The organism is Longispora urticae, assembly GCF_053902585.1.
The window spans coordinates 1-23,167 of the sequence record NZ_JAQZSH010000003.1 but is presented as its reverse complement, the minus strand read 5'-3'; the positions used below and the strand labels follow the sequence as shown (position 1 = coordinate 23,167).

General features: G+C 72.4%; 24 protein-coding genes and 2 pseudogenes. 7 read left to right on the top strand and 19 right to left on the bottom strand.

Annotated elements, in window-relative coordinates; translation table 11 throughout:
- Positions 1 to 45: 45 nt before the first annotated feature.
- Positions 46 to 1,224, top strand: coding sequence for a DUF1501 domain-containing protein (locus tag PT931_RS01700; protein WP_456243935.1), 1,179 nt, complete (start codon positions 46 to 48; stop codon positions 1,222 to 1,224).
- 383 nt (positions 1,225 to 1,607) lie between these two features.
- On the opposite strand, the gene PT931_RS01695 is transcribed toward PT931_RS01700, so the two are convergent.
- The 8 genes and pseudogenes from PT931_RS01695 to dapE all read right to left on the bottom strand — a co-directional run bounded on the left by PT931_RS01695 (position 1,608) and on the right by dapE (position 6,807).
- Positions 1,608 to 1,751 carry a hypothetical protein gene (locus PT931_RS01695; protein WP_456243934.1) on the bottom strand — a complete coding sequence of 48 codons (144 nt, stop codon included), beginning with the start codon at positions 1,749 to 1,751 and terminating at the stop codon, positions 1,608 to 1,610.
- Between the two features lie 507 nt (positions 1,752 to 2,258).
- Positions 2,259 to 2,648, bottom strand: a complete 390-nt coding sequence (locus PT931_RS01690) for a tautomerase family protein (RefSeq protein ID WP_456243933.1) — start codon at positions 2,646 to 2,648, stop codon at positions 2,259 to 2,261.
- Positions 2,649 to 2,650: 2 nt separating this feature from the next.
- Positions 2,651 to 2,839: pseudogene (locus PT931_RS01685) on the bottom strand (hypothetical protein); the annotation flags it as partial.
- A 391-nt stretch (positions 2,840 to 3,230) separates the two neighbouring features.
- Positions 3,231 to 3,800 (bottom strand): DNA-3-methyladenine glycosylase I, encoded by a 570-nt coding sequence (locus PT931_RS01680; RefSeq protein ID WP_456243932.1) that lies wholly within the window; start codon positions 3,798 to 3,800, stop codon positions 3,231 to 3,233.
- Positions 3,801 to 3,866: 66 nt separating this feature from the next.
- The gene (locus tag PT931_RS01675) at positions 3,867 to 4,430 is read right to left on the bottom strand and encodes a DivIVA domain-containing protein (RefSeq protein WP_456243931.1); all 564 of its coding nucleotides are present in this window, start codon (positions 4,428 to 4,430) and stop codon (positions 3,867 to 3,869) included.
- Positions 4,431 to 4,470: 40 nt separating this feature from the next.
- Positions 4,471 to 5,001, bottom strand: coding sequence for an LOG family protein (locus tag PT931_RS01670; protein WP_456243930.1), 531 nt, complete (start codon positions 4,999 to 5,001; stop codon positions 4,471 to 4,473).
- A 4-nt stretch (positions 5,002 to 5,005) separates the two neighbouring features.
- Positions 5,006 to 5,746: an LOG family protein gene (locus PT931_RS01665; RefSeq protein ID WP_456243929.1), complete on the bottom strand. Its 741-nt coding sequence runs from the start codon at positions 5,744 to 5,746 to the stop codon at positions 5,006 to 5,008.
- The gene (gene dapE, locus PT931_RS01660) at positions 5,743 to 6,807 is read right to left on the bottom strand and encodes a succinyl-diaminopimelate desuccinylase (RefSeq protein ID WP_456243928.1); all 1,065 of its coding nucleotides are present in this window, start codon (positions 6,805 to 6,807) and stop codon (positions 5,743 to 5,745) included. Before dapE ends, PT931_RS01665 begins: the two co-directional genes overlap by 4 nt.
- A 19-nt stretch (positions 6,808 to 6,826) precedes the next feature.
- On the opposite strand from dapE, the gene dapD reads away from it, so the two are divergent.
- A complete protein-coding gene (gene dapD, locus PT931_RS01655; RefSeq protein WP_456243927.1) occupies positions 6,827 to 7,735 on the top strand; it encodes a 2,3,4,5-tetrahydropyridine-2,6-dicarboxylate N-succinyltransferase in 909 nt (302 codons plus the stop codon).
- A gap of 66 nt (positions 7,736 to 7,801) precedes the next feature.
- Here dapD and PT931_RS01650 read toward each other — a convergent pair whose 3' ends face one another.
- From PT931_RS01650 to fdxA, 3 genes are read right to left on the bottom strand one after another with little or no spacing between them, the layout of a single operon-like run.
- Positions 7,802 to 8,536 (bottom strand): TIGR00266 family protein, encoded by a 735-nt coding sequence (locus PT931_RS01650; RefSeq protein ID WP_456243926.1) that lies wholly within the window; start codon positions 8,534 to 8,536, stop codon positions 7,802 to 7,804.
- 41 nt (positions 8,537 to 8,577) lie between these two features.
- Positions 8,578 to 9,657: a succinyldiaminopimelate transaminase gene (dapC, locus tag PT931_RS01645; protein WP_456244066.1), complete on the bottom strand. Its 1,080-nt coding sequence runs from the start codon at positions 9,655 to 9,657 to the stop codon at positions 8,578 to 8,580.
- Positions 9,654 to 9,983: a ferredoxin gene (gene fdxA / locus PT931_RS01640; protein WP_363730311.1), complete on the bottom strand. Its 330-nt coding sequence runs from the start codon at positions 9,981 to 9,983 to the stop codon at positions 9,654 to 9,656. Before fdxA ends, dapC begins: the two co-directional genes overlap by 4 nt.
- A gap of 90 nt (positions 9,984 to 10,073) precedes the next feature.
- On the opposite strand from fdxA, the pseudogene PT931_RS01635 reads away from it, so the two are divergent.
- The 3 genes and pseudogenes from PT931_RS01635 to PT931_RS01625 all read left to right on the top strand — a co-directional run.
- Positions 10,074 to 10,232, top strand: a pseudogene (locus PT931_RS01635) (putative acetyltransferase); the annotation flags it as partial.
- A gap of 30 nt (positions 10,233 to 10,262) precedes the next feature.
- Positions 10,263 to 11,000 (top strand): GNAT family N-acetyltransferase, encoded by a 738-nt coding sequence (locus PT931_RS01630; RefSeq protein WP_456244065.1) that lies wholly within the window; start codon positions 10,263 to 10,265, stop codon positions 10,998 to 11,000.
- Between the two features lie 14 nt (positions 11,001 to 11,014).
- Positions 11,015 to 11,764 carry a glycoside hydrolase family 25 protein gene (locus PT931_RS01625; protein ID WP_456243925.1) on the top strand — a complete coding sequence of 250 codons (750 nt, stop codon included), beginning with the start codon at positions 11,015 to 11,017 and terminating at the stop codon, positions 11,762 to 11,764.
- Here the strand turns inward: PT931_RS01625 and PT931_RS01620 are convergent.
- Genes PT931_RS01620 through mshB form a run of 3 tightly spaced genes read right to left on the bottom strand, consistent with a single transcriptional unit; the run spans position 11,761 to position 13,626 of the window.
- Positions 11,761 to 12,219, bottom strand: a complete 459-nt coding sequence (locus PT931_RS01620) for a hypothetical protein (RefSeq protein WP_456243924.1) — start codon at positions 12,217 to 12,219, stop codon at positions 11,761 to 11,763. The genes PT931_RS01625 and PT931_RS01620 overlap by 4 nt on opposite strands.
- A gap of 7 nt (positions 12,220 to 12,226) precedes the next feature.
- Positions 12,227 to 12,766, bottom strand: a complete 540-nt coding sequence (locus PT931_RS01615; RefSeq protein WP_456243923.1) for a DUF6113 family protein — start codon at positions 12,764 to 12,766, stop codon at positions 12,227 to 12,229.
- On the bottom strand, positions 12,763 to 13,626 hold the full coding sequence (gene mshB, locus PT931_RS01610; RefSeq protein WP_456243922.1) for an N-acetyl-1-D-myo-inositol-2-amino-2-deoxy-alpha-D-glucopyranoside deacetylase: 864 nt from the start codon (positions 13,624 to 13,626) through the stop codon (positions 12,763 to 12,765). Before mshB ends, PT931_RS01615 begins: the two co-directional genes overlap by 4 nt.
- A 21-nt stretch (positions 13,627 to 13,647) precedes the next feature.
- Between mshB and PT931_RS01605 the strand changes: the two genes are divergently transcribed.
- Both PT931_RS01605 and PT931_RS01600 read left to right on the top strand, forming a co-directional pair.
- Positions 13,648 to 15,696 carry a prolyl oligopeptidase family serine peptidase gene (locus tag PT931_RS01605; RefSeq protein WP_456244064.1) on the top strand — a complete coding sequence of 683 codons (2,049 nt, stop codon included), beginning with the start codon at positions 13,648 to 13,650 and terminating at the stop codon, positions 15,694 to 15,696.
- 80 nt (positions 15,697 to 15,776) lie between these two features.
- Positions 15,777 to 16,652 (top strand): aldo/keto reductase, encoded by an 876-nt coding sequence (locus tag PT931_RS01600; RefSeq protein WP_456243921.1) that lies wholly within the window; start codon positions 15,777 to 15,779, stop codon positions 16,650 to 16,652.
- Between the two features lie 53 nt (positions 16,653 to 16,705).
- Here PT931_RS01600 and PT931_RS01595 read toward each other — a convergent pair whose 3' ends face one another.
- The 5 genes from PT931_RS01595 to PT931_RS01575 all read right to left on the bottom strand — a co-directional run bounded on the left by PT931_RS01595 (position 16,706) and on the right by PT931_RS01575 (position 22,978).
- On the bottom strand, positions 16,706 to 18,637 hold the full coding sequence (locus tag PT931_RS01595; RefSeq protein ID WP_456243920.1) for a tetratricopeptide repeat protein: 1,932 nt from the start codon (positions 18,635 to 18,637) through the stop codon (positions 16,706 to 16,708).
- Positions 18,638 to 18,744: 107 nt separating this feature from the next.
- The gene (locus PT931_RS01590; protein ID WP_456243919.1) at positions 18,745 to 19,773 is read right to left on the bottom strand and encodes an AfsR/SARP family transcriptional regulator; all 1,029 of its coding nucleotides are present in this window, start codon (positions 19,771 to 19,773) and stop codon (positions 18,745 to 18,747) included.
- 126 nt (positions 19,774 to 19,899) lie between these two features.
- Complete coding sequence (locus tag PT931_RS01585) at positions 19,900 to 20,931, bottom strand: ABC transporter ATP-binding protein (protein ID WP_456243918.1); 1,032 nt, start codon at positions 20,929 to 20,931, stop codon at positions 19,900 to 19,902.
- Positions 20,928 to 21,971: an ABC transporter ATP-binding protein gene (locus PT931_RS01580; RefSeq protein ID WP_456243917.1), complete on the bottom strand. Its 1,044-nt coding sequence runs from the start codon at positions 21,969 to 21,971 to the stop codon at positions 20,928 to 20,930. The genes PT931_RS01585 and PT931_RS01580 overlap by 4 nt, the downstream gene beginning before the upstream one ends.
- 14 nt (positions 21,972 to 21,985) lie before the next feature.
- Positions 21,986 to 22,978 (bottom strand): ABC transporter permease, encoded by a 993-nt coding sequence (locus tag PT931_RS01575; RefSeq protein ID WP_456243916.1) that lies wholly within the window; start codon positions 22,976 to 22,978, stop codon positions 21,986 to 21,988.
- Between the last annotated feature and the right edge of the window lie 189 nt (positions 22,979 to 23,167).

The following is a 23,167-nucleotide window of genomic DNA, read 5'->3' as shown; positions in this document are numbered from 1 at the left end:
CACGTCGCGGGGTGCCGGCGGGACCGGCGGAGGGAGAGGTCCGGAATGGACACTGTGACGCGGCGACGGTTCCTGCTCGGCAGCGGGGTCGTGGCGGCCGGGGCCATCGCGGCCGGCGGGGCGGCCCTGAGCCTGCCCGAGCTGCTGTCCACGGCCACCCCGACCTGGCGCGGCGGCCGCACCCTCGTGGTCGTCACCCTGTACGGGGGCAACGACGGGCTGAACACCCTCGTCCCGTACGCCGACGACGCCTACCACGCGGCGCGCCCCGACCTCGCGTACCAGCCCGACCAGGTGCTCGCCCTCGACGGGGAACTCGGGCTCAACCCGGCGCTCAAGGGCTTCCGGAAACTGTGGGACGCCCGGCGGCTGGCCGTCGTCCGCGGGGTCGGCTACCCGCGCCCCAACCGCAGCCACTTCAGTTCCATGGACATCTGGCAGACCGGCTCCCCCGAGACCCCGGTCCGGACCGGCTGGCTGGGCCGGTGGCTCGACGTGACCGGCGGCGCCCCGGTCGACGCGATCTCCCTCGACCCGGTGCTGCCGCCGATGCTGGCAGGGGCCGGGGTGGCCGGGGGCTCCGTACCCCTCAAGGGTCTGAAATCGCCCCGGGACCTGCCCGTCGCCGCGCTCGCCCGACCCGCGCCCGGCGAGTCCCCGCTGCGCGCCCGGGCCGCCGCCTCCTACGCCGACCTGCTGTCCGTGAACGCGCTGGTCACGAAGGTGCAGGGCACCGAACCGGAGGACCCCGACGCGATCGGCGCCCAACTGGACCTCGTGGCCCGGTGCGTCGAGGCGAACATCCCCACCCGGGTGTACTCCGTCAGCCACGACGGCTTCGACACCCACGCCGTGGAACGCGGCCCCGCCGAGCGGCTCCTCGGCGAGCTGGACACGGCGGTGACGGCGTTCCTGGACCGGATGGCGAAGACGCCGGCCGGCGAGGGGGTCGTCGTGCTCGTGTACTCCGAGTTCGGCCGGCGGGTGAAAGGCAACGCCTCGGAGGGTACGGACCACGGGACGGCCGGGGTGGCGTTCGTGGCCGGGGCGCCGGTCAGGGGCGGGTTCTACGGCCGGCAGCCGAGCCTGACCGACCTCGACGGCGGGGACCTCCGGGTGACCACGGACTTCCGCGACGTGTACGCGACCCTGCTCGAAGGGGTGCTCGACACCGATCCGGGGCGGGTGCTGTCGGGCTGGGCCGGGCGCGTGCCGCTGCTGTGAGCCGGCTGGGGCGGGCGGCATCGCGCGCCGAGGGCCAGCTGCGTGTCCTCCGCGTGAGGCCGGGCACGCCGGGCACGCCGGGCAGGGCAGGGCCGGGCGGGGCCGGGCAGGGCAGGCCGGCTGGGCCGGGCAGGGCGGGCGGGGCGGGGCGGGCAGGGCAGGGCAGGGCCGGGCGGGGCCGGGCAGGGCAGGCCGGCTGGGCCGGGCAGGGCGGGCGGGGCGGGGCGGGCAGGGCAGGGCAGGGCGGGCAGGGCAGGGCAGGGCAGGGCAGGGCAGGCGGCTGGGCCGGGCGGCCGATCCTTTGGCGCGCCGGACGGCCGTCGGTGAGGCCTCCGGATCGGGCGCGGCGCTGACGAGGTGACCGCGCCCCCGTCGCCCCCGGGTCAGGCCCGGTGCTGGCTCATCGCTCCCGGCGTGGACGGGCCCGGCTTCGGCGTCGACGGACCGGAGGGCGGGTCGTCGGGGCCGCACGCGGCGATGACGAAGAGGACCAGGGCGGCGAGGGGAAGTACCACGAGGCGACGCATCCTCGCAGGGTAACCAGGGACCCGGCCCCCGGGAAGTAGGGAAATCCCCATGGCCGCCCCTCGGCCCCCGACGGCACCACGCGGCGGAACAGGCCGCACCTACCCGATCGCTCCGCGCGACCATACGGGTCAGCCCAGGCAGGATGACCATGTCACCCCTCGCAGCGGCCCGGACCAGGCAGGCCACCCCCGACCCGGCGGGGCATCCGTCGGACCGGACCAGTCATCCCCGACCCGGACAGGTCAGCCCTGGGACGTGCCCGGCCTGGGCAGGTCAACCCGGAAGGGTCTGGGCCGGGTCGGTCAGCCCGGGAGGGTCTGAGCCGGGCAGGTCACCCCCGGGACGTGCCCGACCCGGGCAGGTCCCGGGAGGGTCTGGGCCGGGCAGGTCAGCCCGGAAGGACCCGGGCCGGGTGGGTCAACCCCGGAACGTGCCCGACCCGGGCAGGTCAACCCGGAAGAGTCTGAGCCGGGTCGGTCAGCCCGGAAGGACCCGGGCCGGGTGGGTCAGACGTTGACCGGGTAGGTCAGGGCGAGTTCGTCGCCCGGCACGCCCCGGATCCCCCAGTGGTTCTGCGGCGTCTCGAAGATGGTGATCTCCACGTCGTCCGGCGCCAGCCCGCACCGCTCCCCGAGCCGCTCGAACAGCAGCCTGATCAGCGTCTTCTTGGCCTCGACCGTCCGACCCTCGAACATCGACACCTCGATGATGGTGTACCGGTCGGTGCGCGGCTCCGGGTACACGAAGTCCTCGGCGGCCAACGGGATGAACCGCTGGAACTTCTTCGACTCCGGCATCGACAGGCCGTCGACGATGCACGAGTGCACGGTGTCGGACAGCTCCGCGCGGGCGGACGCCAGGTGGGTGTCCCGGGCGTAGATCTTGACCTGCGGCACGGCTACTCCTCCTCGGGGTCGAGGTTGACCTCGACGCCTGACACGTAGGCGGCCATGGCGAGCTCGTCGTCGGACGGCGACACGAAGACCGGCAGCTCCGCGGGGCCGAGCTCGCGGAGGAACGCCCAGAACTGCTCGACGGCCTCCGCCGGGGTCTCCGCCTCGATCGGCAGGTCGACACTCACCAACCAGGAACGCATGCCCCCACTCTAGGCCTGCCCGAAATCCAGTCGATCAAGTCCCGACCGAACAGGGCCCCGCACACCCGCCCGGGCCGCCTTCCCGAACCGGGCACGGACGAAGCCCCGGCCACCCACCCGGACGGCCCGGCCGCCGTCGCGGACCGGGCACGGACGCCGTCGCGGACCAGGCACGGCCCGATCCACCACCAGCGCGACCACCCGGCAGACGCCGCCCGGCACTCCACGGGCAGGCCTCGATCTGGCCGGTCACGTCGACTTACGGCCGCGCCCGAAGCACCACTCCCGCCCGATCCGGCCGCCCGGCCGGCAGCCCGCCAGCCCGCCAGCCCCGATGGTCCGCCTCGACCCAGGCGCTGACAGCCCGCCAGAGCGGCCCGCCTCAGCCCGGGCGCTGACAGCCCGCCAGGTGGTCGTTCGTCATCCCGGTGGCCTGCATCAGCGCATACGCCGTCGTGGGCCCGAAGAACTTGAACCCGACCTTCTTCAGCGCCTTCGCCATCGCCGTCGACTCCGGCGTGATCGCCGGGACATCCGCCCCGGTCGCGGGCCGGGCCCGGGGCGGGTCCACCGCGAAGCTCCACAGCAGCGCTGACAGCCCGTCGGGCAGCTCCAGAGCCGCGCGGGCGTTGTTGACCGCCGCCTCGATCTTCGCCCGGTTGCGGACGATGCCGGTGTCGGCCATCAGCCGGTCGACGTCCTCGGGGGTGAACTCGGCGACCTTCTCCAGCGAGAAGTCGACGAACGCGGCCCGGAAGGCGGGGCGCTTGCGCAGGATCGTGATCCAGGACAGGCCCGACTGGAAGGCTTCGAGGGTCAGTCGCTCGTACATCTGCTCGTCGCCCCGGATGACCTGGCCCCACTCGGTGTCGTGGTAGTCCAGGTATTCGGGTGCCGAGTAGGCCCAGTGGCACCGGGCGTGACCGTCGTCGCCGACAACCAGAGAAGTCATGCCCCGACCGTAGAGGACGGGTCTGACATTCCCGGGCAACCGCCCCGCCGGGGCTCAGCGCCGGAGCTACGCGTCGGTCTTCGGGGTCCCGACCGGCCCGGAGGCGTCGGACGCCTCCTCGGCGGGAGAGTCCGGGGCGACCTCCCCGGCGGTACCCGTCGGCTCCTGGTTGTCCGCCGAAGGCGAGAGCGCAGCCGATTCCGGGGCCTCCTCGACGGGAGGGGCCTCCTCGACGGGAGGGGCCACCGCGACCGCCCCGCCGCCCGCGGAAACCGAGGACTGCCGCCGCGCGTCCCGCAGGGCGTCGGCATCCCCCTGCCGCCCGGCCCGCAGCGCCGACACCTCCGACTCCAGGACGCTGATCAGCTCCTGCTTGTAGCCGACGTCGTAGCTGAGCCGCTCGATGGCCGCGTCGACCTGGTCGGGCCGGTACCCCCGCAGGCCAGTGTCGAAGCGCAGCTGGGACAGGTCGGGCTCGGCGAGCGGCCGGTCGCCGGGCAGCGGCACGGCGCGGCCGTCGGGGTCCACGTCCGCGAGGCCCGGGTCTGAGCCGGTCATCAGGGCGGCGACCCCGAAGACGATGCCACCGGCGACGAGCGCCACCACGAGAAGGAGCAGAAGCTGGCTCATACGGCTGATGCTAGAGGAACCCGGGCCCCGAACACAGCACTCACAACAGCGCCAGCGCCGCGTCCAGGTCGCCGACGACCGTGATGGCCTTCAGCGCCTCGCCCCGGACCATGTTCGCGGCGACGGTGCGGTCGAGCCAGGCGAGCAGGCCGTCGTAGAAGCCGCCGGCGTTGACCAGGATGATCGGTTTGGGGTGCAGGCCCAGGCCGGCGGTGGTCCAGACCTCGAAGAGCTCGTCGAGGGTACCGAGGCCGCCGGGCAGGACCAGGAAGGCGTCCGAGCGGTCGATCATCTCGGTCTTGCGGTCGGCCATCGTCTCGGTGACCACCAGCTCGTCGGCGTCGACGTCGGAGACCTCCAGGCTCTGGAGCTGGCGCGGGATGATGCCGACGGTGTGCCCGCCGGCCGCGCGCGCCCCGGTGGCGACGGCGCCCATCATGCCGACCCGGCCGCCGCCGGAGACGAGGACGTGTCCGGCGCGGGCGAGCGCGGCCCCGGTCTCCGTGGCCAAGGAGAGGAACTCGGCAGAAAGGGTCGTCGAGGACGCGCAGAACACGCAGATCGCGGCCATCCGGCTACCCTCCCGCGGCGAGGATGTGCCGCACGGCGTCGCCCACGTCGTCGGTGAGGTGGATGAGGTCCAGGTCAGCGGGGCTGATCTTGCCGTCGCCAAGCATCGAGGAGCGCAGCCAGTCGAGGAGGCCGGACCAGTAGTCGACGCCCATCAGGACGACCGGGAACTCGGTGACCTTGTGCGTCTGGACCAGGGTCAGGGACTCGAAGAGTTCGTCGAGGGTGCCGAAGCCGCCGGGCAGGACGACGAACGCCTGCGCGTACTTCAGGAACATCACCTTGCGGGCGAAGAAGTACCGGAAGTCGATCCCGATGTCGCACCACTCGTTGAGCCCCTGCTCGAAGGGCAGTTCGATGCCGAGCCCGACGGACAGCCCGCCGGCCTCGGAGCAGCCCTTGTTGGCCGCCTCCATGACGCCGGGGCCGCCGCCGGTGACGACCGCGTACCCGGCGCGGGCCAGCGCCGCGCCCAGTTCCTCGGCCATCACGCACTCGGGGCTGTCGGGCTTGCTGCGCGCGGAGCCGAACACGCTGACGGCCGGGGGCAGGTCGGAGAGGGTGTCGAAGCCCTCGACGAACTCGGCCTGGATCCGCAGTGCCCGCCACGCGTCGCCGACCCGCCAGTCCTGCCGGCCCCGGGAGTCGAGGAGGCGCTGGTCGGCGGTGACGACCTGGTCGGCCGCGGCGCGGCGCAGAGTGACCGGGCCCCGGTGGCGTTCGGGGCCTTTGTGTGAGTTTGTCATTTTTCCTTACCCAGCCAGTTCCGGAGCAGAGCGGCGCCGTCGATGATCTTCGGGATCTCGACGTTCTCGTCGCGCTTGTGCGCGAGGTTCGGGTCGCCCGGGCCGAAGTTCACGGCGGGCACCCCGAGCGTCGCGAACCGGGCCACGTCCGTCCAGCCGAGCTTGGCCCGGGGCTGCTGGCCCACCAGGGCGATGAAGTCGGCCACGGCCGGCGTGGTCAGCCCGGGCAGCGCGCCCGGCGCGGAGTCGGTCAGTTCGATCTCGAAGCCGTCGAACACCTCGTGCAGGTGGGCGAGCGCGCCCCGCTCGTCGCGGTCGGGCGCGAACCGGAAGTTGACCGTGACCACGCACTCGTCGGGTACGACGTTGCCGGCCACCCCGCCGGAGATCAGGACCGCGTTCAGCCCCTCCCGGTACTCGCAGCCGTCGAGCACGACCGACCGGGCCTCGTACGCCTCCAGGCGGCGGAGCACCTCGCCCATCCCGTGGATCGCGTTGACGCCGAGCCAGGACCGGGCGGAGTGCGCGCGCCGCCCCTTCGTGCTGACCCTGACCCGCATGGTGCCCTGGCAACCGGCCTCGACCAGCCCGTACGTCGGCTCCAGCAGGACCGCGAAGTCCGCCGCCAGCCACTCGGGGCGCTCCCGGGCGATCACGTTGAGCCCGTTGCGCTCGGCCTCGATCTCCTCGCAGTCGTAGAAGAAGTACGTCACGTCGTGGATCGGGGCGGTCAGCGTGGCGGCGAGGTGCAGGGCGATGGCGGTGCCGGACTTCATGTCGGACGTGCCGCAGCCCCACATCAGGTCGCCGTCGAGCCGGGACGGGAAGTTGTCGGCGTGCGGGACGGTGTCCAGGTGCCCGGCGAGCACGACACGGGTGTCGCGGCCGAGTTCGGTGCGTGCCATCACCGTGTTACCCAGTCTGCTGACCGTGAGGTGCGGTTTTTTCAGCGCCGCCTCCACCTGGTCCGCAATTTCTCTCTCGTCGCCGGAGACGGACGGGATATCGACGAGGGCGCGGGTCAACGCCACCGGGTCTGCGAGCAGGTCATCGGTCAGCACCCCCGTAGACTAGCCCGTCGTGAGCAGCGAATTCCTGAATGAGACCGCGTGGGGCGTCGGCCTCGCCACCGTCACCGCCGAGGGCCAGGTCCTGGAGGTGTGGTTCCCGAAGCTCGGGTTCGGCACCCCCGAGGACGTCACTCTGCCGGAGAGCGACCGGCCGTTGGGCATGCGCCGGGTCCGGGTCACCGCGACCGCGAGCCTGGCCGAACCGCCGAAGGACACCGCCGACGCGTACCTGCGGCTGCACCTGCTCTCCCACCGGCTGATCACCCCGCACCAGGCGAACCTGGAGGGGATCTTCGGCATCCTGCCCAACATCGCCTGGACGTCGGCGGGCCCGGTGCTGCCGGAGAAGGTCGACGAGCTGCGCCTGACCGTGCCGCACCTGACCGTGTTCTCGGTCGACAAGTTCCCGCGGATGGTGGACTACGTCGTGCCGTCCGGGGTGCGGATCGGCGACGCGGACCGGGTGCGGCTGGGCGCGCACCTGGCGCCCGGTACCACGGTGATGCACGAGGGTTTCGTGAACTTCAACGCCGGCACCCTGGGCACCTCGATGGTCGAGGGCCGGATCGTGATGGGCGTCGTGGTCGGCGACGGCTCCGACATCGGCGCGGGCGCCTCGATCATGGGCACCCTGTCCGGGGGCGGCAAGCAGGTCATCTCGATCGGCCAGCGCTGCCTGGTCGGCGCCAACGGCGGGATCGGCATCTCGCTGGGCGACGACTGCGTCGTGGAGGCCGGGCTCTACGTCACGGCCGGCACGAAGGTGACGCTGCCCGACGGCAGGACCGTCAAGGCCCTGGAGCTGTCCGGCTCGTCCGGCATCCTCTACATCCGCAACTCGGTCACCGGGGCGGTCGAGGCCCGGCCGCGCACCGGCGGCGGGATCACGTTGAACGAGGCGCTGCACGCGCACAACTGACGGCGGGCGGGCCGTCCCCCGGGGCGGCCCGAACCCTTTTTATGGGTACGGGAACCCGCGCGCCGCCTAGTCGCTCGACCCGCTGTTCCCGCTCGGGAAGAACGGCCGCAGCACCCCGGCCAGCGCCTCGATGTTGCGGGTCTGCATCAGGAGCGTCCCCGGCCCGGTGAACGTCGCCACCAGCCCCTCCCCCGAGGTCAGCGACCGGAACACGCTCTTGGTGGCCTTGTTGATCGTGTATGTCATCCCCGCGTGCCACGCCACCAGGTGCCCGGTGTCCACGACGTAGCGCTCCCCCTGGGCGAGCACCCGGCGGTGCAGGGCCCCGAACGCGGTCACCAGCAGCACCCCCGTGCCGCCGACCTGGAGCACGAACGCGCTGTCGCTGCCGAAGAAGCTGCGCGCGCCGCCCCAGCCCGTCTCCACGCCCAGCGCGGGCTCGGCGGCCAGGTAGCAGGACGCGGCCACGTTGTACGTGTCGCCCGCGACGTGCAGGGGCACCACGTCCCCGGGGGTGGCCGGCGCGAGGGTCAGTTCCCCGGGCCCGCCCCGCGCCGTGTACGTGGACACGAACGCGCTGCGCCCGCCCACCCCGCGCTTGACGGCCCCCCAGAGCCCGCCCTCCATCTTGGACGTCAGCTCCACGTTCCCGGACATGCTGACCATCGCGCCCGACTCGGTCTTCACCGACTGTTCGGGGCCGAGGACGAGCGTGGCCAGGGCGAACGCGGGCCGGTAGTCGATCCGGTAGCTGAACGTCCCGGCCTGGCCGGCGTCGGGCAGTACGTGCAGTTCGGTCATACCGCCCAGGGTAGTGCGGGGCGGCACACGAGGTGGGTGCTTCAGGACAGGCGGGTGGCGACGGCCGCGAACTGGGCGTCGGTGCCGGTCAGCGCGACCCGGACGTGCTTGTCGCCCGTCGGGCCGTACGTCGAGCCGGCGGCCACCAGGATGCCGTGGCCGGCGAACCAGTCCAGAGTGGACCAGCAGTCCTCGTCGCGGGTCGCCCAGAGGTACAGCCCCGCCTCGGAGTGGTCGATCCGGAACCCGGCCCGCTCCAGCGCCGGCTTGAGAACCGCGCGGCGGGCGGCGTACAGGTCGCGCTGGGCGGTCACGTGCGCGTCGTCGCCCAGGGCCGCGACCATGGCCGCCTGGACCGGGGCCGGCACGATCATGCCCGCGTGCTTGCGGACCGCGAGGAGCTCCCGGACGATCGCGGGGTCGCCGGCGACGAAGCCGGCCCGGTACCCGGCGAGGTTGGAACGCTTGGACAGCGAGTGCACGGCGAGCACGCCCGTGTAGTCCCCGTCGCAGACGGACAGGATCGACCGGGGCTGGGTCTCCCAGCCGAGTTCGAGGTAGCACTCGTCGCTGACCACCACGGCCCCGCGCTCGCGGGCCCAGGTCACGACCTTGCGCAGGTGCGCCTCGGGCAGCACCCGGCCGGTCGGGTTCGACGGGGAGTTGAGCCAGACCAGCCGCACCCGCTCGGGACCGGCGGCGGTCAGCGAGTCGGCGCGCAACAGCTTCGCGCCGGCCAGCTTCACCCCGATCTCGTAGGTCGGGTAGGCCAGCTCCGGGATCATCACCGTGTCGCCCGCGCCCAGCCCGAGCAGCGTCGGCAGCCAGGCGACCAGCTCCTTCGAACCGATCGTGGGCAGCACGTCGAAGCCCTCAGGGGACTCGCAGCGCCGCCCGACCCAGTCGGTCAGGGCCGCGCGGAGGGCCGGCGAGCCGGTGGTCACCGGGTAGCCGGGCGCGTCGGAGGCGTCGGCCAGGGCCTGACGGATGACGTCGGGCACCGGGTCGACGGGGGTGCCGATCGACAGGTCGACCAGCCCGCCCGGGTGCGCCCGAGCCTTCTCCTGGTACGGGATCAGAACGTCCCAGGGAAACTCGGGCAGCCCCTGCGAGACGGTCAGTGTCCCTCACCCATCGGCGGGAGCGACACGATGAAGGCCGCGTCCTTGTCGATCTTGCCGACCTTGGAGGCACCGCCCGGGGAGCCCAGGTCCTCGAAGAACTCGTAGTTCGCCGGGGTGTACGTGGTCTTCCACTGGTCGGGGACGTCGTCCTCGTAGAAGATGGCCTCGACGGGGCAGACCGGCTCGCACGCACCGCAGTCGACGCACTCGTCGGGGTGGATGTAGAGCATCCGGCCACCCTCGTAGATGCAGTCCACGGGGCATTCCTCAATGCACGCCTTGTCCAGCACGTCCACACACGGTTCGGCAATGATGTACGTCACGGTCGTCCTCTCCGCACTGAATCCACGGCTTTACCCGCCGACGAGTAAGCCTAAGGTGTCCCCGGCGGGCAATCCACCGGGAGGGGCACCGTGCTTTCGAAAGACGATGTTGGGCGGAGGGTCGTGATTCGCCGCAGGTTGCCAGGGACGCAGTTTACTGATGTCCTCGGCGAGCTCCGGGAGGTCCGTGACAAACATCTCGTCATCTGGACGGATGGCGGGCTGCTCGTGGTGGAAAAGACGGAGATCGCCGCTTCCAAGGTAGTACCTCCGCGCCCCGTGAAGTACTCCGAGATTGCCGCCCTGGAGCGCGCCGCGGCGGGTGGCTGGCCCGCGCCGGAGACCGGCCGGCTGGGCGACTGGCTGCTGCGGGCCGGCGCCGGGTGGACGAACCGGGCGAACAGCGCGCTGGCCGTGGGGGATCCCGGGGGCACCCTGGAGGAGGCCGTCGAACGGGTGCGGGAGTGGTACGTGGCGCGCGGGCTGACGCCCCGGTTCGCGGTGCCGTTGCCGTTGGGCCGGCGGACGGACGGGCTGCTGGAGCGGCTGGGGTGGGTGGCGTACATGCCGACCCTGGTGATGGTTCGTGATCTTTCGGACTCCACGCCCCCGGACGCCGGACCGGACATCCGGCTGGACACCGCCCCGGCCCCAGACTGGCTCGCCATGATGGCCGGGCACAAGGGCGCGCTCCCCGAGGTCGCCGCCCCGATCCTGACAGGCCCGGAGCTGGTCGTCTTCGCCTCCCTGGTCCTCGACGGCGAGCTGGCCGCGATCGGCCGGGGCGCGGTCACCGACGGCTGGCTGGGGCTGTCCCTGATCCAGGTCCGGCCGGAGCACCGCCGCCGGGGTCACGCGGCCCGCCTGGTGGCGGCCCTGTCCGACTGGGGCCGCGGCGTCGGCGCGACCAGGGCGTACCTCCAGGTGGAGGAGGGCAACGACCCTGCGGTGGCGCTGTACGGACGTCTGGGCTTCGAAGTCCATCATAATTACATACACCGCAAAATGGACTCCTGAGATAATATCGGGCGATGTTCAACGTACTGTTGACCCTCGTCCTCGCAGCCGGGCGGATCGCCAGCCCCGTGGAGCAGTACCCCGTCGACGGTGTCGACATCGCGAGCTGGCAACACCCCTGGGGCGCGGCGATCGACTGGCCCCGGGTGCGCGAGGCGGGCGTGGACTTCGCCACCGTGAAGGCCACCGAGGGCTCACCGGTCGACGGCACCGCGTACGTGAACCCGTGGTTCCGGCCCGACTTCGACGGGGCGCGGGCGGCCGGCCTGCCCGTCGCGCCGTACCACTTCTACCTGGGCCGCACCGCCGGCACCGGTACCGCCCAGGCGGCCTTCTTCGTCAGCGAACTCCGCGACGCCGGCTACTCCGGCCACGGCCCCCTGGAACTGCCGCCGATCCTCGACCTCGAATGGGACTGGAAGGCGCGGAGCTGCCCCGCGTACGCGACGGTCGACGACGCGCTGGACTGGCTGCGGGCGGTCGGGGAGGCGTTCGGCCGCCCGCCGATCGTGTACACGAACCGGTACTTCGTCACCGACTGCCTGGCGGGCGCGACGGCGCTCGGCGGGTACCCGCTCCAGGTGGCCCAGTACCGCAACACCGAGCCCACGGAACTGCCCGACGGCTGGTCGGACTGGCTGTTATGGCAGTGGACGGCCCGCGACGAGGTGCCGGGCATCCCGGCGGACCGGGTCACCCGGAGCGTCTTCAAGGGCGGCCAGGCCGAGCTGGACGCGCTGGCGAACCTGGAGCCAGGGGGCTAGCGCACCCGGTTCCGCTTGGCGTTCAACGACTCCTCGTGCCGCTTCCAGGCCCGGGTCTTCCAGTCCCGCCCGACGGCGATCACGCCCAGGATCCCGAGCCCGGCCCCGAGCCCGGCGAGCGCCAGGTACAGCACGAGCTGGCCGAGGACCATCCCGAACCCGCCGTCGAACACCGGCTTGCCGCTGAACAGCGGGCCGAGGACGACCGAGAGCACGGCGGCCGTCAGGCCCGCGGCGAGCAGGTCGGCGGCAACCCGGTCCAGCGGGTAGCGGAGCGCCCACCAGGCGGCCGCCGCGACGCACAGCACCGAGATCGCCCCGAACGTGATCATGCCGATCCGGGTCTGTTCGGTGTCCTTCGCGATGTCGGCCTTCCACACGATCAGCCGGGCCACCGCGTTGATGACGAAAAGCGCGGCGGCGAGCGCGGCCACCGGCATCCATCGTTGTCTCATCGGGAATTCATACCGCATCCACCGGGTACCGCTCAACCGGTCGGCGGGGCACCGGGGGCACCATGACCTTGTACGCGCCATATGCGGCGGCCGCCGAGCCCGCCAGCAGGTAGACCAGCCCCGTCCACTCCCCGGTGATGACGTGGTCGCCCTCGCGCGGGGTCGTCGACCAGTACACGGCGGTCAGCAGCCACAGGACCGGCGGGACCACGGAGAGGCGCCGCCGACCGGTCAGGCGGAACGTCAGGGTGGCCAGGAACGGGGTGATCAGCAGGGCCCCGACCGCGGCGACCGGGAGCTGGACCCCGAGCACCCGGAACGGGGTCCAGAACGCCTCGACGGTCGCGGAGAACACGGCCAGCCAGGAGGCCAGCACCACGATCGCCCCGTCGTGCAGGGGGTGCCACCAGCGGGGCGCGGCAGGGTCGGCGGGTACCACCCACGGCACGTCGAAAGACCCGGGCTGGCCGTAGCCGTCGACCGCGGCGGGCTGGCCGGACGCTTCGCCGGCCTGGCCCGCGTCCCCGGGCCGCTCGAAGGAAGTCACCCGGACAGGGTAACGCCCGCGAACAGGTCGTTCTCCCAGCCGTAGGGCCCCACGCCGGGCCCCTTCTCCCCCACCGGGAGGGTGTAGTACTCCACGCCCATCATGTCGGGCCCGGACCCTGCGGCCAGCGAGAACATCCACGAGGTGGGCGGGACCTGGGTGGCGTGCGCGCGCAGGGCGGTCATCTTCTCGTCCGCGTACCCCGTCGCGTCGATCCGGGCCGCGATCTGCTCGTCCGGCGTACCGAAGGGCAGGTCGTCGACGTTCTCCACGCCCGCGAACGGGTTGTCCGAGGAGGCGGAGAACTCGGCGATGCCGGCCTCCATGACGCTGCGGGGGACGGCCGTCCAGTACACCTTCACGGGGGCCGCGTCGCCGGCGAGCTCGACGGCCCGCATCGTCACCCGGTGTGCCTGGATGTGGTCGGGGTGCCCGTAGAAGCCGATCTCGTCGTAGGTGACGACGACCTGCGGCCGGACCTCCTCGAACACCTTCACCAGGTGGGCGGCCGCCTCGTCGAGGTCCGCGCCCCAGAACGCGCGCGGGTGGCCGTTCGCGGGGGTGTCCATCATTCCGGAGTCGCGGTAGCGGCCCGCGCCGCCCAGGAACCGGACGTCCGACACGCCGAGCGCCCTGCAGGCCCCGGTCAGCTCGGAGACCCGGAAACCGCCCAGCTGGTCTGCTTCGGCAGCGGCGAGCCCGGCCAGTTCGGGCACGTGGATCTCGCCTTCCTCACCCAACGTACACGTCACCAGCGTCACGTTCGCGCCCTCTGCGGCGTATCGGGCCATGGTGGCTCCGGTGCCGATGGTCTCGTCGTCGGGATGAGCGTGCACGAATACGATGCTGCGGGAGGTCACTCGGCTACTTTAGACCGTATGGTGGACTTTCCCGAGCTCGCCGCACGGACCCACGGGTTCAGCAGCGGCACGCCGCGCGCCGTCACCGTTTCCCCCGACGGCTCCCGGGTCGTCTTCCTGAGATCGACCGGCGCCACTGATCCGTACGACCAACTCTGGATCATGGATCTACCTGCGGGTACGGAGCGCCGGATCGGCCCGCGGGTCACCGAGGACACCCCGACCCCCGCCGAGGCGGCCCTGCGCGACCGGCTCCGGCTGTCCGCGAAGGGCATCGGGGGGTACTCGACGGACGCCGACACCCGGCACGCGGTGTACGCGCTCTCGGGCCGGCTGTTCCGCGCGGACCTGACCACCGGCGAGGTCGTCCGGCTGGCCACGGCGGGCCCGGTCACCGATCCCCGGCTGGACCCGACGGGCCGCCGGATCGCGTACGTCACGGACGGTCAGCTCCGGGTTCTGCACCCGGACGGCACGGACGTGCTGCTCGCCGGGGAGGAGCGGGTGACCTGGGGGCTCGCGGAGTTCGCGGCCGCCGAGGAGTTCGGCCGGTCCCGGGGCTACTGGTGGGCCCCGGACGGCGAGCGGCTGCTCGTGGCCCGGGTGGACGAGAGCCGGCTGCCCCGCTGGCTGCTGTCGGACCCGTCCGACCCGACCGCCGAGCCCCGGGTGAAGCACCACCCCGTGCCGGGCGGCGACAACGCACAGGTCTCGCTGCACGTCCTCGACCTCGACGGCGGCTGGGTGGACGTGCACTGGGACCGGGTGGCGTACCCGTACCTGGTGGCCGCCGAGTGGGGTGCCGCCGGCCCGCTGGTGACGGTGCTCCGCCGGCTCCAGCAGCACGGCCTGGCCCTGACGATCGATCCCCGGACTGGCGAGACCCAGGTGCACGCGGAGCTGTCCGACCCGCACTGGGTCGAGCCGGTGCCCGGTACGCCGGCCCGGCTGCCCGACGGCCGGGTGCTGCTGTCCGGCGAGCTGGTCCGCGACGGGCTGGACGCGCGCTGCCTGTTCGCGGACGGCGCGCTGCTCACCCCGCCCGCGTTGTACCCGCGCCGGATCTGCGGCCTGCTCGACGACGGGCTGCTGGTGGCCGCGAGCGAGGGCGACCCCGGCGAACAGCACCTCTACCTGGTGAGCCTCGCCCCGAGTACGGCCCCGCGCCGGTTGACGTCCGCGCCCGGCTGGCACACGGGCTTCGCGGCCGGCTCGACGTACGTGCGGGTGTCCACCTCCCTCGACCACCCGCGCTCGGAGTGGACGGTGGTCACCCCGACCGGGGAGCACGGGATCGAGAACCTGGCCGCCGAGTACCCGTATGCGGCCCGTCCCGCGCTCGCCCGGGTCACCGACCGGGAGATCCCGACGTCGGTGCTCTACCCGACCGCGCACGTCACCGGCCAGCGCCGCCTCCCGGTGCTGGTCAACAGCTACGGCGGCCCGTCGGGGCAGATGGTGCGCTCGGCGCGGGGCTTCTGGCAGGAGCGCCAGTGGTGGGCGGAGCAGGGGTTCGCGGTGGTGACGATCGACGGGCGGGGCACCCCGGGCTGCTCCCCGCAGTACGAGAAGATCATCCACCACCGGTTGGCCGACATCGCGCTCGCCGACCAGTGCGACGCCCTCGCCGCGCTCGCCGCCAAGCACCCCGACCTGGACCTGGACCGGGTCGCGATCCGGGGCTGGTCCTTCGGCGGTTGGCTGGCCGCCGCCGCCGTGCTGCGCCGGCCCGAGGTGTTCCACGCCGCGATCGCCGGCGCCCCGGTCACGGACTGGCTGCTCACGGACACGGCGTTCACGGAGCGCTACCTGGGCCTGCCGGAGGAACAGCCCGAGGTCTACGCCCGGCACAGCCTCCTCGACGAGGCCGAATCCCTGACCCGCCCGCTGCTGCTGATCCACGGCCTGGCCGACGACAACGTGCACGTGGCGCACACGCTCCAGTTCTCGGCGGCGCTGACCGCCGCGGGCCGGCCGCACTCGGTGATCCCGCTGGTGGGGGCCACCCACATGGGCCTGGGCACCCTCCCGCTGGAACTCGACTTCCTCAGAAGGGCGCTCAACCTCTGACGGGTACCGCTCGGCGGGGCCGCGTGGGCCGGGACCCGGCGGGGCTGCGCGCACCGGCACCCGGCGGCTAGATTCGGCCGGTGCAGACTCCTGAGATCACCGCGTCCGCAGCGGGTACCTGGACCCTCGGCGACCTCCCCGTCCACCGGCTCGGCTTCGGCGGCATGCGCCTGACCGGCAGCGCGGCGTTCGACCTGGGCACGCCCAGCGACCGCGACCGGTCGATCCGGGTGCTCCGCCGGGCCGTCGAGCTGGGCGTGAACCACATCGACACGGCGGCGTTCTACTTCTCGCCGACCCGGTCCGCCAACGAGCTGATCAACCGGGCCCTCGCCCCGTACGCCGACGACCTGGTCATCGCCACGAAGGTCGGGCCGATGCGCGACGCGGCCGGCGGGTGGCTGGACCTGGCCCGGCCCGACCAGCTGCGCGGGCAGGTCGAGGAGAACCTGCGTCAGCTCGGCCGGGATCATCTGGACCTGGTCAACCTGCGGGTGCACGGCCTCGACTCGATCAGCGAGCACTTCGGCGCGATGGCCGAGTTGCGCGACGCCGGCCTGGTCCGGCACCTGGGGCTGTCCAACGTCCGGGCCGAGCACGTCGCGCAGGCGCGGGCCATCGCCCCGGTCGTGTGCGTGCAGAACAGGTACGGCCACGACAAGCGCAACGGGGACGTCGTGCTGCGCGCCTGCGAGGAGCAGGGCATCGCGTTCGTGCCGTTCTTCGCGGTCACCGGCGACGGGCGCGAGGCCGGCGGTGTGCTGCCCGACGACCGGATCGACACGGTCGCCCGGGACCGCAGGGTGACCGCCGCGCAGGTCCGGATCGCCTGGACCCTCAGCCGGGGCCCGCACATGCTGGCCATTCCCGGCACCGGCAACCCCGACCACCTGGACGAGAACGTGGCCGCCGGGGCGCTCCGCCTGACCGCCGAGGAGCTGGCCTTCCTCGAATAGACCCCTCTTCCGGGTACGGCGGGCGCCAGATCCGGCTGAACGCCTCGGCCGGGCTAGACGTCGTTGTGGGGCACCCCGAGTTCGGCGTGCAGCGCCGCGCTCTCCGCCGCAGGTGCCGGGTCCCCGGTGGCCTCGCCGAGTACCGCGAGGCTCCGGGCCAGCGCGATCCGGTACCCGTAGGCCCGGCTGTCCCGGGCGGCGCGCGCGGCCTGCTCGGCAGCCGCCGCCCGGTCGCCGGTGGCCAGCAGCACCCGGGCCAGGACGGCGCGGGCCCTGGCCTCGCTGACGGGGAGCTTGCCGCACAGCCGGACCGCCTCGTACGCGTGGGCCAGCGCCCGCTCCGGCTCGCCGCACTCGGCGTGCAGTACGGCGAGGACCGACCGGGCCTCGGACTCGATGGCCGCCGCAGGCAGGCGCTCGCACAGTTCCAGCGCGGCCTCCGCGAACCGGCGCGCCTCCTCGGGCCGGCCGAGCCTGCGGTGCGCGCAGCTCAACCGGGGCAGCACCTGCAGTTCGGCGGACACGTGCTCCATCGCTCGCGCGGCCTCGACGACCCCCTCGAAGTGCGCCAGCGCCTCCGCGTCGCGGCCCAGGTCGAGAAGGATGCTGCCGAGGTTCGTGACGTTCAGGGCGGCCATGTTCGGCCGCAGCTCCTCGAGCGTCGCGATGCCCTCGGTCATCAGGGCCTCCGCCTCGGGGTACCTGCCCAGGTAGCGGTACAGGTCACCCAACAGGCACTGGGTGACCGCGTACCCGTCGCGGTCCTCGTCCTTCAGTGCGAACAACGGCAGCGCCTCAGCGAACCGGTGCGCCGACTCCGCCAGCCTGCCGTCGTACCGCAGGCTCGTGCCGGCCCGCAGCAGGTACACGGCCTGTTCGGTGGTCAGGCCGCCCTCCCTGGCCAGGACGAGCGCCCGGTCGAAGTGCGTCCGGGCCCCGACGAAGTCCTCACGCTCCATCAGCTGGGTGGCCACGCTGTAGTGCGTCGCGGCCAGCACCCGGGGGTCGGGGCAGTCCCGGGCGGCGTCCAGCGCGGCGTACGCCATCTCCAGTGCCGGCCCCATGTACAGCCGGAAGAGGAAGTAGTACCGCACGCCCTCGGCGAGCAGCCACACCGCCTCCGGGTCGGTCCCCTCCGGCGGGGCGGTGACCGCGGCGTGGAAACTGTCGCGCTCCGCGTCGCACCATGCCAGGGCCCGCTCCCGGTCGGCGAACTCCACCGGCTCCGACGGGCTGAAGTGCGCCGGGATCGGCAGGTGCAACCGTTCCGGGGACAGCCGCCACGCCGCCGCGTCGGCCGACACCACGTACCAGTGGTAGAACCGGCGGACCGCGGACCCGCGTTCGGGGTCGCCGACGAGCTGGTCGGCGGCGTACAACCGCATCAGGTCGTGGAAGCCGTACCGGTCACCGCCCTGCGGCTCGATCAGGTGCGCCGTGACCAGCGCGTTCAGCAGCCGGGTGGCCTCGGGCCGGCCGATGCCCCCGACCGCGGCGGCCGCACCGGCACCGAAGTCGGGCCCCGGTACCAGGGCCAGCAGCCGGAACAGCCGGGCCGCCTCCGGCTTGAGCCCGGTGTAGGAGTGCCCGAACGCGACCCGGACCGACGCGTCGTCGTCCTCCGGCAGGGCCAGCGCGGCGAGCCGGTCGCCGGCCGCCAGGTCCGCCGCGTGCCGGGTGAGCCGCAGCCCCGGCCGCTCGGCCAGTTGCGCCGCCGTGATCCGGATCGCCAGCGGCAGCCGGCCGCACAGCTCGACCAGCCGGCCGGCGGCCTCCGGCTCCGCGGCCACCCGCTCCGGACCGATCACCGCGACCAGCAGGTCCACCGCCTCGGCCGGCGACAGGATGTCCAGGGTGAGCCGGCGCGCCCCGTCCCGGGCGGTCAGGCCCGGCAACCGGTCCCGGCTGGTGATCAGGGCGAGGCTGCCCGGGCCCGAGGGCAGCAGGGGGCGGACCTGATCGGCGTGCCGGGCGTTGTCGAGCACCACGAGCAGCCGCAGGTCGGCGGTCCGGCTGCGGTACAGCGCCGCCGCCTCCTCCAGCTCGGGCGGGACCTGCTCGGGCGGTACGCCGAGGGCCCGTAGGAACCGGCTCAGCGCCTCGGTCGCGGTGACCGGCGCGGAGGTCGAGTAGCCGTGCAGGTTGATGTGCAGCTGGCGTCCGGGTAGGAGTGCCTGCTCCGGTGCGCCCAGTGCAGCGCCAGGGCGGTCTTGCCGACCCCGCCCACCCCGCCGACGGTACTGATCACCACCGCGCCCGGCTGGTCCGCCAACCCGTCGAGGGCGTCGAGCTGGTGGCCGCGCCCCGTGAAGTCCGGCACGGCCGGCGGCAGTTGGGCGGGCCGGGCGCCGACCGCCCGGGGTGCGAGGTCCAGCGCCGGGTCGGAGTGCGTGATCGCGCGGTGCAGGTCCCGGAGCGCGGGGGTCGGGTCCAGGCCGACGCGTTCGGCGAGTTCCCGGCGCGCGGCGTCGTACACGGCGAGGGCGTCCTGGCGGCGGCCCGCGCGGTACAGCCCGAGCATCAGGAGTTCGACGAGCCGTTCCCGGTGCGGGTACTCGACCACCAGCGCGCGCAGCTCGTCCACGACGTCTTCGTCCCCGCCGAGGGACAACTGGCAGTCGAGCCGCCCCTCGGTGGCGGCCAGGCGCAGCTCCTCCCACCCGGGCAGCACTTCCCGGCGGACCTGCTCGGTGGCCGCGTCGGCCAGGGGCGGCCCCTGCCAGAGGGCCAGGGCCTCGCGGAGCAGCGCGAGCCTGCCGGCCGGGTCGGGGACGGTCCGCGCCCGGTCGCACAGCCGGCGGAACCGGTGGGCGTCGACCCGCTCGGGGTCGCCCTCCAGGACGTAGCCGCCGGCCCGGGTGACCAGGCGGACGCCGTGCCGTTCGGCGCCGGCCGCCGCGAGTCCGGAGCGCAGCCGGGAGGCCAGCACCTGGAGGGCGGCCCGGGGCCGGGCCGGCGGGTGCTCGCCCCACAGCAGATCGGTCAGGCGTCCGAAGGGGACGGTCGCGCCGAGGTTCAGGACCAGGACGCCGAGCAGGCAGCGTTCTCTCCTGCGGCCGGCCAGCTCGACCGGCGCACCGTCGACGACGACCTCGACCGTGCCGAGGACCCGGAACTCCATGCCGTGAGGCTAACCGCCGGGGCCGGGCGGCGTGGCCCGGAAAGGTCCAGGGTGGACGCCCGGTACCCGTCGAAAAAGACATGTGCCCCGGAGGCCGAAGCCTCCGGGGCACACGATCAGGCCTGACTAGACCCGCTCGACCTCCGGGAAGTGGCACGCCGCGGCCTGGGCCGGGCCGCCGACCTGGAGCAGCTGCGGCTCCTCGGTCGCGCAGATCTCCTGCGCCTTCCAGCACCGGGTGCGGAACCGGCAGCCCGAGGGCGGGTTCAGCGGGGTCGGGACGTCACCCTTGAGCAGGATGCGGCCGCTCGACGCGCCCAACCGGGTCACATCCGGCACCGCGGAGAGCAGCGCCTTCGTGTACGGGTGGGACGGGTTCTTGTAGATGTCCTCGCGCTCGCCGATCTCGACCATCTTGCCGAGGTACATCACGCCGATCCGCTGGCAGAAGTGCCGGACGACGGCGAGGTCGTGCGCGATGAACACGAACGCCAGGTTGAACTCGCGCTGCAGGTCCCGGAGCAGGTTGATGACCTGCGCCTGGATCGACACGTCGAGGGCCGAGACCGGCTCGTCGGCGACGATGATCTTCGGACGGAGGGCGAGGGACCGGGCGATGCCGATCCGCTGGCGCTGGCCGCCGGAGAACTCGTGCGGGTACCGGTTGTAGTGCTCCGGGTTCAGACCGACGATCTCGAGGAGCTCCTGCACCCGCTTCTTCACACCACCGGGCGGGTTGACGTTGTTGACCTCGAGCGGCATGGCGATGATCTTGCCGACCGTGTGCCGCGGGTTCAGCGACGAGTACGGGTCCTGGAAGATGATCTGCATGTCCTGGCGCAGGGAGCGCATGCCCTGGTTGCCGACCCGCGTGATGTCGCGGCCCTCGAAGGTGATCTTGCCGGAGGTCGACTCGAGGAGCCGGACCAGCATGCGGCCGGTCGTGGTCTTGCCACAGCCGGACTCACCGACGAGACCCAGGGTCTCACCCGCGTTGACGTGGAAGCTGACCCCGTCGACCGCCTTGACGACCTGCTTCGAGCCGAAGAAGCCACCGCGCACCGGGAAGTGCTTGGTCAGGTTCTCGACCTTGAGCAGCGGCTCCACCGAGGAGGCCGGGACGACGGGCGCCGGGGCGCCGTTCTCGATGGTTGTCACTTCGCCACTCCCGTGTGTGCCACGTCGCGCTGGTAGGTCTCGGCCCGCTCCTGCTCCGGCAGGTGGCAGGCGACGCTGTGACCGCGCTCCTGCACCTGGAGCAGCTGCGGGATCTCGATGTCACAGGGCTTGCCGTCACCCAGCATCGCGTACCGGCAGCGCGGGTTGAACGCGCAGCCCGACGGCAGGTTGATCAGCGACGGCGGGTTGCCCTTGATCGGGACGAGATCCTCGCCGGCGTCCCCGTGCAGCGACGGCACGCTGGAGAGCAGGCCCCACGTGTACGGGTGCTGCGGGCGCCGCAGAACCTGCTCGGCGGTGCCCTTCTCGACGGCGCGGCCGCCGTACATCACGAGGACGTCGTCGGCGATCTGGCTGATGACGCCCAGGTCGTGCGTGATCATGATGATCGCGGAGTTGAACTCCTTCTGCAGGTCCAGCAGCAGATCGAGGATCTGGGCCTGGACCGTCACGTCGAGCGCGGTGGTCGGCTCGTCGGCGATGATCAGGTTCGGGTCGTTCACCAGGGACATCGCGATCATGGCGCGCTGGCGCATACCGCCGGAGAACTCGTGCGGGTACTGGTCCGCCCGCTTCGCCGGCTGCGGGATACCCACCCGGTCCAGCATCTCGACGGCCCGCTTCTTCGCCTCGCTCTTGCTCACCTTGTGGTGGACCTGGTAGGCCTCCACGATCTGGTGGCCGATCGTGTAGAAGGGGTGCAGCGCCGACAGCGGGTCCTGGAAGATCATGGAGATCTGCTTGCCGCGCAGCTCGCGGAGCTTCTCCTCCTCCAGGTTCAGGATGTTGCGCCCGTTGACGAGGACCTCACCGGTCATCGCGGTCCGCTTGCGGTTGTGCAGGCCCATGATGGACAGGCTCGTCACACTCTTGCCGGAACCGGACTCGCCCACGATGCCGAGCGTCTTGCCGCGCTCGACGGAGAAGGACACGCCGTCGACGGCCTTGACGATGCCGTCTTCGGTCTTGAACTGCACTCGCAGGTCCTTGACCTGGAGGTACGGGTTCTGGTCAGCCATTGGTGTCACTCCTCTCAGGCCAGCTTGACGCGGGGGTCGATGACCGCGTACATCATGTCGACGATCACGTTGAACAGCACCACGAACACGGCGGCGAGCAGCACCGTCGCCATGACGATCGGCAGGTTGTCGTCGCCGACGGCCTTGACCGCGAGCTTGCCGACGCCGGCCATGTCGAACGTGGTCTCCGTGATCACGGCGCCACCGAGCAGGCCACCGAGCTGCAGGCCGAAGATCGTGATGATGGAGCTGAGCGAGGCGCGCAGCGCGTGCTTGATGTTGACGTCACGCGGGGCCAGGCCCTTGGCGCGGGCGGTGCGGACGAAGTCCTCGGAGAGGATCTCGAGCATCTCGGCCCGGGAGAAACGGGCGTAGGTCGCGGCGCTCAGGAAGCCGAGGGTGATCCACGGCAACAGCATGCCCATCAACCAGCCGCCGAAGTCCTCAGCAGGGCTGACGTACACCGGTCTGGGGAGCCAGCCGAGCTGGTACACCAGGACCATCTGCAGGATCAGGCCGAGGAAGAAGATCTGGAGGGACGCGCCCGTCAGGGCGAATCCGATGGAGAACTTGTCGAGCCACCCGCCGCGTTTGAGGGCAGAGGCCACACCCAGCCCGACGCCCATCAGCACCGAGATCACAGCGCCGCCGATGGCGATGCTGGCCGTGATCGGCAGACCGCGGGCGAGGATCGTCGAGACCGGCTCGTTGCTGCGGAAAGAAACACCGAAGCACGGGGCGGGGCACTCGATCTTGTCGACGCCGTCGCCGATGGTGCGGCCGGTGAAGATGCCGGTCATGTACTCGGAGTACTGGACGTGATAGGGCCGGTCAAGGCCGAGCGCCTTCGTGATCCGCTCGATCTTCGCCGCGTCACAGGCCTTGCCACCACACATGGAGGCGGCCGGGTTGGCGGAGCCGGCGAAGAAGAGCAAGAAGGTCGTCACGGAGATGACGGCGAGCGTGAGCACCGCGATCAGTGAACGCTTGATGAAATACCGCAGCATTGGGGGCCTTCCAAGGTCCTGCCCGGGCGTCCGGTCGGAGCGGAACGGGGTTGAAGCTTGGCATGCCGCGGGCGACCGGTGAAGAACTCCGGTCGCCCGCGGCGTGCGGCGCCCCCTACTCGGAGGAGACGCCGCTCGCCAGGGTCACCGTCAACTACGCCTTGACGTAGACGTTGGTGAGGTTGACCT

Coding starts and splice junctions, on each gene's coding strand:
- PT931_RS01700 (WP_456243935.1), top strand. CDS start 46: ATGGACACTGTGACGCGGCGACGGTTCCTGCTCGGCAGCGGGGTCGTG.
- PT931_RS01695 (WP_456243934.1), bottom strand. CDS start 1,751: ATGCGTCGCCTCGTGGTACTTCCCCTCGCCGCCCTGGTCCTCTTCGTC.
- PT931_RS01680 (WP_456243932.1), bottom strand. CDS start 3,800: ATGACTTCTCTGGTTGTCGGCGACGACGGTCACGCCCGGTGCCACTGG.
- PT931_RS01675 (WP_456243931.1), bottom strand. CDS start 4,430: ATGAGCCAGCTTCTGCTCCTTCTCGTGGTGGCGCTCGTCGCCGGTGGC.
- PT931_RS01670 (WP_456243930.1), bottom strand. CDS start 5,001: ATGGCCGCGATCTGCGTGTTCTGCGCGTCCTCGACGACCCTTTCTGCC.
- PT931_RS01665 (WP_456243929.1), bottom strand. CDS start 5,746: ATGACAAACTCACACAAAGGCCCCGAACGCCACCGGGGCCCGGTCACT.
- PT931_RS01650 (WP_456243926.1), bottom strand. CDS start 8,536: ATGACCGAACTGCACGTACTGCCCGACGCCGGCCAGGCCGGGACGTTC.
- PT931_RS01625 (WP_456243925.1), top strand. CDS start 11,015: ATGTTCAACGTACTGTTGACCCTCGTCCTCGCAGCCGGGCGGATCGCC.
- PT931_RS01620 (WP_456243924.1), bottom strand. CDS start 12,219: ATGAGACAACGATGGATGCCGGTGGCCGCGCTCGCCGCCGCGCTTTTC.
- PT931_RS01590 (WP_456243919.1), bottom strand. CDS start 19,773: ATGGAGTTCCGGGTCCTCGGCACGGTCGAGGTCGTCGTCGACGGTGCG.
- PT931_RS01580 (WP_456243917.1), bottom strand. CDS start 21,971: ATGGCTGACCAGAACCCGTACCTCCAGGTCAAGGACCTGCGAGTGCAG.
- PT931_RS01575 (WP_456243916.1), bottom strand. CDS start 22,978: ATGCTGCGGTATTTCATCAAGCGTTCACTGATCGCGGTGCTCACGCTC.